Below are 12,620 nucleotides of genomic sequence, written 5' to 3' on the forward strand. Positions count from 1 at the left end.
GCCGTGCCGCGCGGATCGACCGCCTGTGGATCTACTGCTGGTCGTTCGCTAACGTGGATGGCTGATGTGTCCGAGGGGAAGTTGGGAGCGGACATGACAGTGATCGAAGTTGAGTCTGCCCGCCTCCGGGCGGAGATTGCGGCGTTCTACGCCGGATTCGGAGTGCCAGGCGAGTTGGCGGCAGCGTTCGAGGCCTCAGCGCTGTTGGTGCCCTTGGCCGGGCCCGAGGATCGGGTGTTCACGCTGGAGTCCGGTGGTGCGGGCTGGCTGTGTGCGTTCACCAGCATCAACGAATACGCGCATTTCATGGCCGCTCGCGGCGTTGTAGCTGATCAGACCTACCGCTTTCATACCTTCCTGGGCAAGCGTCTGCGTGAGTTCGCCGCAGCACAGCCGGAGCCGACCGGGGTAGCCGTCGACATGCTCGGTGCGGCCCCCATGGCGTTCCCGCCGGAACTCGACGAGGCACCGTCGACCGATGGAGTACGCGGCTAATGGCGGATTTGAATGTAGATCCTGCCCTCTTGACGCAAGCCGCGACCGGGATCAACGGGATCATCAGCGAACTCTCCGAGCTCGGCGTCGGCGAGACCGGCGCCGTCGGACGCGGGTTCGCGCAGCTGACGATGTCGGCGATGGAAGCAGGCACGGCGAACGTACAAACCAGCTTCGAGACCTTCGCCGAACGCTGGTCATGGGGCGTGCGCGCACTGGTCCAGTCCGGAAACGAGATCGCCGAAGTCCTCGACCTGTCGGCGGGCCGCTACTACGAGATGGACGAGCAGATCTCGAACACGTTCAAGCAGATGTTCACCCACCTGGCAGGCAACCCGCACCTGAGCAAGGCCGATCTCGAGAAGATGGACTGGGGTCAGGTCTGGGACAACAGCAACTTCAACACCGCCAGAAATCCCGAATACAGTGCGTCGTCGTTCGGTGACGCATTCTCGCATATGGGTGACAACGTCTCGACATTGGGGCAGGTCGGACAGTACCTGGTCTCCGATGACGTGCCCGACCGCGACAGCCTCGGCGACATGTTCTTGCCCGATACAGGGGCGGCTGCGAAGGTCGCCGAGATCCAGCAAGCACAACAAGCAGCTCGTGGGGGGAAGTAGTCCGTGGGTATCGGGGACTTCGTCAACAGCCTCGGCGACAAGATCGAAGACGGGCTCGAATCAGCCACCGAGAAGGTCGGCCAGGCCTACAACACCGTCCTCGACGCCGAGTCCAAAGTCGCGAAAGCTGTCGGCGCCGACGGCCTGTCGAACTGGCTCGACGATCTCGGCGACAAGGTCGTCGACGCGACCGGTGGCGCGGTCCCGGAGAAACAACTCGGCCAAACCACCGATCCGAAGGAACTGATCCGCGGGGACCCCGCCAAGATCTCCGAAGTCGCCGAGCACGTCGCCAAGATCGGGACCGCGATCGACCAAACTGGTGACGCATTGCGCAAGATCGATGTCGCGGAGTGGTCCGGTGAGGCCTCCTCGGCCTTCCATGACGAGTACGCGAAACAGCCGAAACTGTGGTGGGACGGCGCCGACGCGATGGGCAAAGCCAAAACCGCGTTGGACGCCTGGTACCACGAAGTCACCGCCGCCCAGGCTAAAGCCGCCGACGCGATCGCGAAATGGGAAGCCGCCGACCGTGAAGAGCGCGACCGCAAGAACGCCTGGAACGCCCAAACCGACGAACAACGCAAAGGCAAGAACCTCACCGACACCTGGACCGACATCCGCAACGAGGCCCGCGCGATCCTAAACGGTGCCCGCACTCAACGAGACAACGCTGCCAACTCGGCGGTCACCGCGATCACCGCGGCCACCGAGACCGCGCCGACCGAACCGCCGTTCCTCTCGCGGTGGGGTAGCAACTTCGAGGATCTGGGCGCGGCGATCGAGCACGCGAAGATCAACTTCTCGTCCGGTCTGTTGACCTCGCTGACCGGTATGGTGCAGTTCGTCCGATCGGTCACCCCGTTCGACATCTACAACATGACTCACCCCGCCGAGTACATGTCGAAGATGTCGGACATGGGCACCGGCATGGTGATCGCCGCAGCCGACCCGAAAGCTACTGCTGCGGCGATGCTGTCGACTTTCAAGACCAACCCGTCGGAAGCGTTGGGCGCGCTCACCGGCGATGTATTGACCACCGTCGCGACCGGTGGCGCTGGTGGCGTCGCGAAAGGTGCTGCCACCACGGTCAACCGTGCCTCCGAGGTTGTGGACGCGGCGAACACCGGCCGCAACGTCCTTGACAATGCCGCGGGAGCGGCCGGTAGGCACGCGCCCGAGACGCCCAGCGCCCCGACTCAGCCTGCCGCCCACGTGCCGGATAATCCGTCGACACCAAGCTCGAATCCTGCGGGGAACACCGGTGATTCGCCAGCCACGAACCCGGCAGGCGCCGCATCGGACAGCGCGGGACCCAATGCGGCTGGGCAGGCAGGTGACCCTCCGTCTACGAATCCGGCTGATACCCCGAATACGAACCCCAACGCTGCGGCTGATGATTCGGTACCAGCCAACAACGGCGACGGGACGAATCCCGAAACCGCCGCACCCACCAACCCGCGAGACACCGAGCCTGGTTCACCGACGCCGGACACGGGGTCGCCTGAGAATGGGTCAGCGTCACCGAACGGCACCGATGAATCGCCGACCGGCAAACCCACTCCTGATTCCGATGGTGGCAGCCCGAACCAGGATTCGCCCACCCCAGCTCACAACGATTCCAGCCCCGACCAGCACGACAACTCACCGACCCCGGACGGGGACAACACACCAGGCGACCAGGACTCCGGCTCGCCGACCACGAATCCTGACAACGACGCAAGCCCTGGCGACACCGACGATGTCACCAACCCCGGTAGCCACGACGGGGACGGCAACACCCCCGATCCGAACAACAACCCCGAGCTTCGCGCCGGCCACGACAACGGTGGCAACGGCCAGGACAGCGCTGGTCAGGCTGGCCAGGACAAGCCGCCCGAGACCGACTCAACAGATGACCAGACCACCAAAGTCGGTGACCCGGTCAATGCCGCGAACGGCGAGTTCTTGCTCCCGATCACCGATCTCGAGCTGCCCGGCATCCTTCGCCTGGCACTCAAGCGATCGCATCACTCGAACTACCGATTCGGGCGGTGGTTCGGCCCATCGTGGTCGGCCACTCTTGATATGCGAGTGGTCGTCGAAGCTGACTGCGTCACAGTCATTTTCGAAGACGGCATGCTACTGCCCTACCCGCATGCCGAGGTCGGTGTCGGTGTCGAGCCGATCACCGGCGGGCAGCGATGGAAACTGACCCGCACCGACATCGGCGGCTACCGCCTGTGGGATCCAGAGCGAGAACTGGTGTGGCACTTCGCCCCAGAACCAACCCTTGCAGGTGTGGACACTCTCCTCGGGAACTACGCGATCTCCGCGATCACCGACCGACACCACAACCGAATCAGATTCCACTACAACAGCAACGGCGACCCGACCGAAGTCACGCACTCCGGCGGCTACCGAGTCGTGCTCGATTGCGCAGATGCCCGCGTGACCGCAATCTCAGTTGCTGATCAATCCGGTGAGTTCGAAACCCTCACCCGTATACGTGAATTCGGCTACACCCGCGGGGATCTGACCAGCGTGGTCAACGGCGTCGGCGGCACCACTCGCTTCACCTACGACGATCACCATCGCATGCTGTCGTGGACCGACTCCAACGGCAGCTCGGTCACCAACACCTTCGACGAATCCGGCCGAGTCATCGCTCAGCGCGGCACCGACGGCGTCATGAACGCCGACTTCGAATACCTCGAACTCGGTGACGGCACCGGCCGCCTCACCCGCATCACCGATTCCCGTGGCGGCGTCACCGGCTTCGGATTCGACAACGACCTCCGCTTGCGCGATCTGCTCGCACCCGATGGCGGCCACCGCCATATCGAGTACAACGCCGCCCGCAAACCCCTCAAAATCATCGAACCCGATGGTGCGATCACACGCTTCGAGTACACCGCCGAGGGTGACGTCGCGAGGAAGATACGTGCGGACGGCACCGATATCAGCATCGAATACGCCTACCCGAACCGTCCTTCGACCATCACGAACCCTGACGGTACGACCTCGCACCGAGAGTGGGACAAAGCAGGCAACCTCGTGGCGGTCACCAACCCTGCCGGCGCCCGCACCCAATACAGCCACAATGCATGCGGCGCCGTCGCCGAAGTGCGCGACCCTGACGGCGCGATCACTCGCATCGAGACCGATCTCGCCGGACTGCCAGTGGCAATGATCGACCCGTACGGCGCGAGAACCACCATCCGTCGCGACCCATTCGGCCGCCCCGCGGAGGTGACCGATCCGCTCGGTGGCATTACGCACTACAAGTGGACCCCAGAAGGTCGCCCTGCCCGTCGCACCGACCCCGACGGCTTCGCCGAATCCTGGACCTACGACGGCGAAAACAACCTCCTCGCCCACACCAACCGCAACGGCGCCATCACCCGCTACACCTACTGCGGCTTCGACAGAGTCGCGAGCCGAACCGACCCCGACGGATCCACCACCCGATACCTCTACGACACCGAATCTCGCCTGATCGCCGTCATCAACCCCCTCGGCCAACGCTGGACCTACGAATACGACCTGGCCGGACGACTGGTGTCAGAATCCAACTACACCGGCGCTACGACCACCTACACGCGCACCTCCACCGGCAAAATTGGCAGTGTCACCCCCGCGACCGGCATCACCCGCCACCACCGCTACGACGCGCTCGGGAACCTCACCTCCATCACCGCAGACTCCGGCGAATACCTGGCCTATACCTACGACGCGGCTGGGCGCATCCTCACCGCCAGCAACGGCACCGACGAAATCTGCACCCACAAGCTCGAATTCACCTACACCGCCACCGGCGAGATCGCGACTCAAACGCTCGACGACCAACCCGCCCTGGTCAACGACTACGACCACCGTGGACGACGGATCCGACGCACGACCCCGACACGCACCGTCACCACCTGGCGTCACAACGCACTCAGCCAGGTCACAGCGCTCAACGCTGACGGCACCGACATCACCTTCACCCATGACCCGATGGGTCGCCTGACCCAATGGTGCATAGGCGAGCTCCAGATCGACCGCACTTTCACACCCAGTGGCGACGTCGCGGCACAGGAAGTCACCGGTTTCCCCAGCACCGCCTTCTCCCTCGACTTCGGCGACACCCCTCTCGCCCGGCCCGCGCCGTTCGCTCTCCGCCGAGACGACTACTCCTACCGCGCCGACGGGTACCTCACCAACCACACCATCACCCGCCCGAACGCCCCCACCGTCCGCAAAACCTACGCCCTCGATCCGATCGGCCGGGTCAGCACCATCACTCGCGACAGCACCGTCTCGGAGGCATACGAGTACGACCCGCTCAGCAACATCACCGCCAGCTTCTCCGACGATGCCGACGATGCCGACGATGCCGACGATGCGGGACCTGACCACACGGCACACGCCGCGATGGACGGTCGCGAGTACCACAACAACCTTCTCGTTCGAGATGGCCGCAATCACTACTATTACGACCCCGCTGGCCGACTCATACGCAAAGTCACCACTCGCATTTCCCGCAAACCAGCTGTATGGCACTACCGCTACAATGCTTTCGACCAACTCACCGACGTCTACACACCCGACCAACAATGGTGGCGGTATACCTTCGATCCGCTCGGCCGCAGAGTCTCCAAACAGCTGACCCTCGCAGGCGAGCAGTCCCCCACGACGACATCGAGATATACCTGGGACGGTACCCACCTCATCGAGGAATCCACCGAGGACGGCGTCTACGCATGGCAATATCAGCCCGGTAGCTTCACACCACTCCTGCAACGCCGACCAAAAGCCGGTTCCCCCCAATGGAATTCGATGGCGATACTGACAGATCTCGTCGGCAGCCCCATCGGGTTGGTGGACCCGAAAACAGGCGCCAGGGATTCCGAAGTCACGGCATCCAACCTGTGGGGCAAAACGGTCTGGTCGCAACCGGCATCGACACCACTGCGATTCCCCGGGCAGTACTTCGACCCCGAAACCGGCTTCCACTACAACTACCAACGCACATTCGACCCCGCCGTCGGCCGATACCTGACCTCCGACCCCCTCGGTCTGGCACCCTCGCCCAACTCCTACCTCTACCCCCACAACCCCACCCGCTACATCGATCCACTCGGCCTGCAGCCCTACGATCCGCGCAATCAACCCGGGACCGCCACCGGCGGTGAGGACCTTCCCAGCGTGGGCCCCGGAGACCAGTGGCTCCGCGGATCGGAAGGCAACGCAGGATGGGTACCCGGCCAGGTCGCCGATGCGCTGCGGGGACAAAGTTTCGACAGCTTCTCCGACTTCAGGCAGCAGTTCTGGAGAACAGTGGCCGACGACCCAGATTTGATGTCGCAATTCAGCCGCAACAACCAGAACCTGATGGCCAACGGCAATGCACCCTTCGCCGCAGAGGGCCAGCATGTCGGCGGGGCAGGCAGATACAATCTGCACCACGTCAACCCGATACACAACGGAGGCGGAGTGTACGACCTCGACAACCTGGCAGTGGTGACACCCAGGTTCCACGCCGAAGTCCTCGATCCAACATTCCACTACAACCGCTGAGGAGACGAATATGCCGCAACTAGATCGCCAACAACTGATTGATCTCGTCACCCGACTCTCCGAAGGCCAGGGCACTGAAGAGGAACAGGATCAATGGATGACGACCCTGAAAGAATCGGTATCCGATCCGAAAATCAGCGACTACATCTTCTGGGATAACTCGAATCCGCCCCTCACCCCCGAACAGATCGTCGACAAAGCCCTGGCATATCAACCAATTGCGCTCGGGGGTCCCGAGTAACTTGGTACCTCACAACGCCATGAAGTCCACGACATGGACGTCCTCGGCCAGCCCAGAATCGAGCGCCGTAGGTTCGTGTTACCGGGTCGAACAGCCGCACTGTCCCCCGTGTTGACCCGCCAACCACTGTCCCGAACCGAACCGCGATCCGGTGTGCCTCGGCTACCGGTAGCGTAGGTGAATGGTCGATCCGCCGCGCACTATCGTTCACCGCGAATGGACTGTCTACGACGGGCAACCATGGCTTCACGTCACCTGCAACGAGATCACCACGCCTGATGGCATCAGCAGATCCCATCACGCGATCCGACTGAACACCGTCGTGACCGTCATCGCAGTCGACGATCATGCCCGCGTCCTTTTGATGCGCCGGCATCGCTGGATCGTCGACACCATCGGTCTCGAGTCGCCTGGCGGGATCGTCGATGACGGCGAAGACCCTCACGCGTGCGCGCGCCGAGAGTTGTTGGAGGAAACAGGATTCGAGATCGGGCCGCTGGAATTGATCGCTGATCTCGAACCTATGCCCGGCCTGGTCCACACTCGCCATCTGGTCTTCCTCGGCCGTGATCCACGCCAGGCCGCGGAACCAACCGATGGCGAAGAGGCCAGTCAGTTGATGTGGATCCCGCTGAGCCACACCGCAGACCTGCTCGCCCACGGCGAGCTCCTCGGCACCGGGACCGCGGTCGGAATGCTCACCGCCGCCGCGATACTCGCCAGACCCGTCGCCGCTGACTCCGAACGAAGTCGCGACACCACGAACACCGAGCTCGTAACGACCCGGAAGTCATCCCCGGCCCTGGTGCGCTCCTCGAGTCCGGGGACTGATTCGTCTGTTCGGTGATGGGATGCGCTGGTTCTGCGACGATTGATCGATGACGAATCCGATCAATTCTGCAGGGGCTCTTGCCTTCTCCGCTACCGGGGCTCGGGAGTTGGAGCAGTTGGCCAGCATCCACACCGATGGCGTGACCGTCGTGTGCGGTTTTCCCGCGGCGGGCAAGAGCACTGCCACCGGCGTGCTGGCGAGGTTGCTCAACGCTGTCGTGCTCGACAAGGACAAGTTCGCACCCCGGCTCGAGGAATCGGTGATGGCCGAGTTGACCGGCAACCCCTACGACCGCGACAGCGACCTCTACCGCCGCATCGTCTCACCGCACCTCTACCAGGCCCTGGTCCAGCAGGCGATCACTATCGCCGAACAGTGCCCCGTCGTGGTCGACGCCCCGTTCCTGGGATACATCAACACCGCAACCCAACAGGGCATCCGGTTGGCCGACTACCTCCGGTCGCTCACCGACACCGCCGACATCCCGATCCGTACCGTGTGGGTGAGCACAGACACCGACCGGATCCGTGACCGTATGAAGCAGCGTGGAGCCGAGCGTGACGAACCGAAACTCGCCGACTGGAACAGCTACCGCGACTCGGTCCTGCACTCCGGTCTCGCCGAGGCGGGCCCGGCTGTCACCGACCACGTCATCGTGAACTGAACCGCGAACCCCCACCACGTCACGAAAGACCCTGTTCAGTGCTCAACGATGCCCACCTGTCGGACCTGCTCGGCACCTCAATAGAGACCGTCGTCGACCTCTGCGCACGACACTCCTGGACCCTGCACCGCGCTCTCACGAGCGACGGTCAGCAGATCTTCGTCAAGACCGCCGCCGACTGCGCGCCCGTTTTCGCTGCGGAGGCGGCCGGGCTGCGCTGGCTCGCGGCCGAGACCGAATCGAGCCCGGTGGCCGAAGTTCTCGCGGTCGACGACCGGATAATCGTGTTGCCCTGGCTGGCCCCGCAGGCGCCCACGGTCGATGCCGCACGACGATTCGGCCGCGAACTGGCGACCATGCACTCCCGCTCGGCTGAGTTCTTCGGTGCTGGCTGGAACGGCTACATTGCCGACATCCCCCTCGACAACACGCGCTCCGGCCAACGGTGGGGACAGTGGTATGCCGAACGCCGATTGCTGCCATACCTTCGCATCGGCCACCAACACCTCGACCCTGCCGAGGTGCGGTTGGTCGAGAAGATCATCGCCAGCATCGATGCTCTCGCAGGTCCGGAGGAACCACCGGCCCGCATCCATGGCGACTTGTGGTCGGGCAACCTGTTGTGGAGCGCTGGGCGCGGTGTCCTGATCGACCCGGCGGCCCATGCTGGTCACCGCGAAACCGACCTCGCGATGCTCGCGTTGTTCGGCAACGACCACCTCGACAACATCCTCGACGGCTACACCGAGACCGTACCGTTGGCCGAGGGCTGGCGCGCCCGTATCCCCCTGCACCAACTCCATCCCCTGCTCGTGCACCTCGTGCTGTTCGGTGGCCGTTACCGACGCGCTCTAGTCAGGGCCGCGAATGCTGCTCTACGCGCTGGGTAGCCGGGCACTCGTCCGGCCGCCTGCGCGCCGACCGCGAAAATCAGTGGCAGCCAGATGATGCGCGGCACCAGGATGCTGGCATGGCCAACGAGATGATCACCGACCACCGGATCATCTGGCGCGACCTTCCCGAACCGACGCGCGACGCTGTCGAAGAATGTGGCGGTGCGTGGCGCGCGAGCGACAACCCTTGGACAACTTCGCAGTCGAGTCGGTGAACATTCACAGGTCCAATCAGCTGATCCAGCACCGGCGAATGTCGCCGTCATCGGTCCAGGGTTCGATCGCTTCCAAGGTCCCCCCGCAAGATTCGATGACGTATTGACTGAACTACCTTCATAATCCTTGCAGGTCATCACAGGTTTCTGCTAGCTTTCCCCGCCATGCACGAAGAGGGTCCCGAGCGAGGTCTGTCGAGACTCGTTGTGCCCCCAGCGAAGCCCGCGTCGTGCTCCTAGCCAGTGGTCCATCGGGATAAGGGCCACTGGGGCGAATGGGGCGCGTCGGTCCATCGGGTCGGCAGGAGAACGGCGCGAGCGAACTCCGGCGCGGAGGTGATGTTACTTGGCCAGTCCTGCGCCTCTGGGTAGGTGGGTATCCGAATCTGCGATGCGATCGAGGTTTCTCTTTTTTCGAAAACCAGCCGATTGCAGTTGTAGCAGAATTCGCGATTTAGGAACTTTGTCTCAGTCGAAGATAGTTCGAACGGGGGCTTGATCTTCACATTCTTGCGGCTCAAAATTAAGAGTCGATTAGGGTTGATCGGAAATACGATTATCTCCGAGTTTCTAATCGAGACTGGAAACTGGCGAGTGTTTCGCTTCATTGGAATTCCGAGTACGGGTTCATCACAGGTCAATAGATCGTCTGTGGAGCTTGCCAGCCAGTAGTCTCGGTCGTTTTCAATCACCGGGGCGATAACGTTCTTCCAGGCACCGATGGCTGCATCGATTGCCTTGGGCTTAGTTTCGCTACTGACGGCCTGTTTGGCGAGTATCTGATTCACGATAGCCTGGTGTCTCGCTACTGAGTACTCAATGCCGTACTCGCGGCACAAGATCGGAAGCAGGCCGGGAATGTTCAGAAGATGGCGGGCTCCGTAGCGATTCACTGCCGCGTCGATGCCCAAGTCGGTCTGCCGCCCACGCTGGGTGCGCTGGCTTTGTAGACTGATGTATACGGCTAGGTTGGAGATAAGGTCTCTATGGTTGATTCTGCCGTCGGGCTGATCGTCCAGCGTGCGGAGCCAGCTCGCGGCCCGGTTTTCTATGCGTCCCATGTGGGTCTCGAACCACATATCTGGATTTGCGTCGGCATCGATGTCGGGTGCCGATATTTGATAGAAGTTGTCCTCGACGGCGGTCGATTCAATGGGTACGCACGTTGATTCTTTGGTGTCAACGTTTGTGACCTGAATTTCCCTGATTCCGTCGGTAGTCCACCGCTTTAGGTACATTCTTGGCACGTAGTGGTGTCGGAATGTGGTTTGGGCGTTCTTACGGGTCTCTTCTTTGGATTTTTCGATCTCGACATCGGTTAGCCAACGATTGACTGTAGTCACAGTCTGTAGTGTAGGTGTAGGTCACGCAGCCGCGGGGAAGTCGATTCAGCAGGGCGACGAACTCTGGCAGTCAGTTGAAGCCAGTTCAGAGAAGATCCGCCGCGATCCGATGTTCTTGTCGTCACAGGTGACCAGGATCCGGTCGATGCCGATCGACCGGGCAACAACGACGCTCTGCTGAAGAATGACGGTGCCGAGCCCACGGCGCCGGTACGCAGGTAGCACCCCGTACCCGATGTGCCCACCGCGGCGACGCAGGCCCTCGTTGAGGGTATGCCTGATCGAGGTGCGCCCGACGATCCGACCGTCCACCGTCGCCACCAAGTACGTCGTGGCGACGATCCCCTCCCTCAATTTCATTCCGCGCCGTTCCTCCTCGCGGACAGTGTGGTAGTCCGACCAGCTCAAATCTGGTGCCAAATCCAGCGCGAAAGTGAAGCAGTCTTGCGCATCCATCACCTGGTGCGCTGGACGCACTTCCCCTTCGTCAGCAGTCTGCAACGGCCGTAGGCGAACCGACTCAAAAGTCGCAGGCAGTCCCGGCGCGGTCCGCTGGTGACCGTCTGACCTCATCTCATCGTTCATGAACCTGATCGTGACACTGCGACCCCGCTGGTGCCCACCGGTTTTCCGTGTGATCGGGCAGGCAGAACTGGTTCGGCGACCAACTCGCTGGGTCAGACCACTAGCGATCCCCGATGTCTCGGTAGATCCGGTCCGAAACAGCGTCGAGAGTCCAGCTCGCATCGATGCGGACTTCGTCGACGAACGGCAGCGGCTGCCATCCGTGATACCAGGAAGCCATCTGCTCCGGCGGAATCGTCGCCGCCTGAGGGCGCCCCGCGTGGCGGGTCAGGGTCTGCGCGAAGGTGAGATCGAAACTGTAGAACAGCGACGTTCCGGCCGAGTCCGCGAGGCGTTCCAGCATGGTCCCGTACCGCTGGACGTGCAGGATTCCCTCGACGATCACCACCATCCCCCGCCCCAAACACGAACGGGCGATCTCCTCGATCAGATCGATGTTGAACGCGCCCGGCTCGTCCGCCTCGCGGATCATGTTCCGCCGCACCAGATCCTGGGAAACCACCGCGCACTGGCCCTGTTCGAATCGGCGCTGAACAGCGATCGCGGTGGTCGATTTACCCGATGCCGAGTTTCCACGGATCACTACCAACGGTGTCATCGCACGGTCGTCGGCTGCAGGACGGTGTCGAGCTTGCGGATGAACCGGCCGAGGTGCGGGTCCGAATCAGGTAGCCCGTGGGGGTCGAGATCCCACCACTCACCACCGTCGAATTCGCCCGGGTCGAGTTCATGACGACGGGCCCGCTCGCCACGGGCGACGAACCACAGCGAAACGTCCACGTGTCCGGTGGTGGGGCCGATGGTCGAAGTCACGGTCAGAAGCAGTGGCCGTTGGCCGACGACATCGAAGCTCGCGTCGATGCCCAGTTCCTCACGGGCTTCTCGGCGCGCTGCGGCGAACGGATGCTCGAAGGGATCTAGATGCCCGCCCATCGGGAGGTGAAGGCCGGACTTGCGGTGCCGACCGAGGTAAAGGCCACGCTCGGTGGGGTCGACCAGGACCACATAGGCCACCAGGTGGGGCGAGGGCGTCGCAGGCGGAATGCGACGGTAGACATCGGTCGTCGCGGCGAGCCAGTCCAGGGTCTGTTCGATGTGTTGCTGCTCGAGATCGTCGAACGGGGTCATCGCGGAAATCAGTTCGGCGACGGCTGCGGTAGATGGATCCATGGCGCGCGAGGATAGTCG

At 62.7% G+C, this 12,620-nt stretch carries 12 protein-coding genes; 8 read left to right on the forward strand and 4 right to left on the reverse strand.

Going from position 1 to position 12,620, the window contains the following annotated elements; translation table 11 throughout:
- Window positions 1-93: 93 nt before the first annotated feature.
- The 8 genes from BOX37_RS28450 to BOX37_RS34435 all read left to right on the forward strand — a co-directional run bounded on the left by BOX37_RS28450 (window position 94) and on the right by BOX37_RS34435 (window position 9,504).
- Window positions 94-495 (forward strand): hypothetical protein, encoded by a 402-nt coding sequence (locus BOX37_RS28450; protein WP_071931953.1) that lies wholly within the window; start codon window positions 94-96, stop codon window positions 493-495.
- A gap of 29 nt (window positions 496-524) precedes the next feature.
- Entirely contained in the window at window positions 525-1,118 is a 594-nt protein-coding gene (locus BOX37_RS28455) for a hypothetical protein (RefSeq protein ID WP_206045729.1), read from the forward strand.
- Between the two features lie 3 nt (window positions 1,119-1,121).
- On the forward strand, window positions 1,122-6,659 hold the full coding sequence (locus BOX37_RS28460; RefSeq protein WP_071930298.1) for a putative T7SS-secreted protein: 5,538 nt from the start codon (window positions 1,122-1,124) through the stop codon (window positions 6,657-6,659).
- Window positions 6,660-6,669: 10 nt separating this feature from the next.
- Complete coding sequence (locus BOX37_RS28465; RefSeq protein WP_071930299.1) at window positions 6,670-6,900, forward strand: bacteriocin immunity protein; 231 nt, start codon at window positions 6,670-6,672, stop codon at window positions 6,898-6,900.
- A 322-nt stretch (window positions 6,901-7,222) separates the two neighbouring features.
- Window positions 7,223-7,747, forward strand: a complete 525-nt coding sequence (locus tag BOX37_RS28470) for an NUDIX hydrolase (protein ID WP_167660005.1) — start codon at window positions 7,223-7,225, stop codon at window positions 7,745-7,747.
- A gap of 31 nt (window positions 7,748-7,778) precedes the next feature.
- Complete coding sequence (locus BOX37_RS28475; RefSeq protein ID WP_084760264.1) at window positions 7,779-8,396, forward strand: P-loop nucleotide/nucleoside kinase family protein; 618 nt, start codon at window positions 7,779-7,781, stop codon at window positions 8,394-8,396.
- Between the two features lie 38 nt (window positions 8,397-8,434).
- A complete protein-coding gene (locus BOX37_RS28480; RefSeq protein ID WP_206045730.1) occupies window positions 8,435-9,286 on the forward strand; it encodes a fructosamine kinase family protein in 852 nt (283 codons plus the stop codon).
- Between the two features lie 80 nt (window positions 9,287-9,366).
- Window positions 9,367-9,504, forward strand: coding sequence for a hypothetical protein (locus BOX37_RS34435; RefSeq protein ID WP_156910594.1), 138 nt, complete (start codon window positions 9,367-9,369; stop codon window positions 9,502-9,504).
- A 236-nt stretch (window positions 9,505-9,740) separates the two neighbouring features.
- On the opposite strand, the gene BOX37_RS28485 is transcribed toward BOX37_RS34435, so the two are convergent.
- From BOX37_RS28485 to BOX37_RS28500, 4 genes are all read right to left on the reverse strand, one after another.
- Window positions 9,741-10,847, reverse strand: a complete 1,107-nt coding sequence (locus BOX37_RS28485) for a DUF4238 domain-containing protein (protein ID WP_156910595.1) — start codon at window positions 10,845-10,847, stop codon at window positions 9,741-9,743.
- A gap of 45 nt (window positions 10,848-10,892) precedes the next feature.
- Window positions 10,893-11,432: a GNAT family N-acetyltransferase gene (locus BOX37_RS28490; RefSeq protein ID WP_167660006.1), complete on the reverse strand. Its 540-nt coding sequence runs from the start codon at window positions 11,430-11,432 to the stop codon at window positions 10,893-10,895.
- 100 nt (window positions 11,433-11,532) lie between these two features.
- A complete protein-coding gene (locus BOX37_RS28495) occupies window positions 11,533-12,030 on the reverse strand; it encodes an adenylyl-sulfate kinase (protein WP_071930303.1) in 498 nt (165 codons plus the stop codon).
- On the reverse strand, window positions 12,027-12,602 hold the full coding sequence (locus BOX37_RS28500; protein ID WP_071930304.1) for an NUDIX domain-containing protein: 576 nt from the start codon (window positions 12,600-12,602) through the stop codon (window positions 12,027-12,029). The genes BOX37_RS28495 and BOX37_RS28500 overlap by 4 nt, the downstream gene beginning before the upstream one ends.
- Between the last annotated feature and the right edge of the window lie 18 nt (window positions 12,603-12,620).

It is taken from the genome of Nocardia mangyaensis, assembly GCF_001886715.1.
Classification (GTDB): domain Bacteria; phylum Actinomycetota; class Actinomycetes; order Mycobacteriales; family Mycobacteriaceae; genus Nocardia; species Nocardia mangyaensis.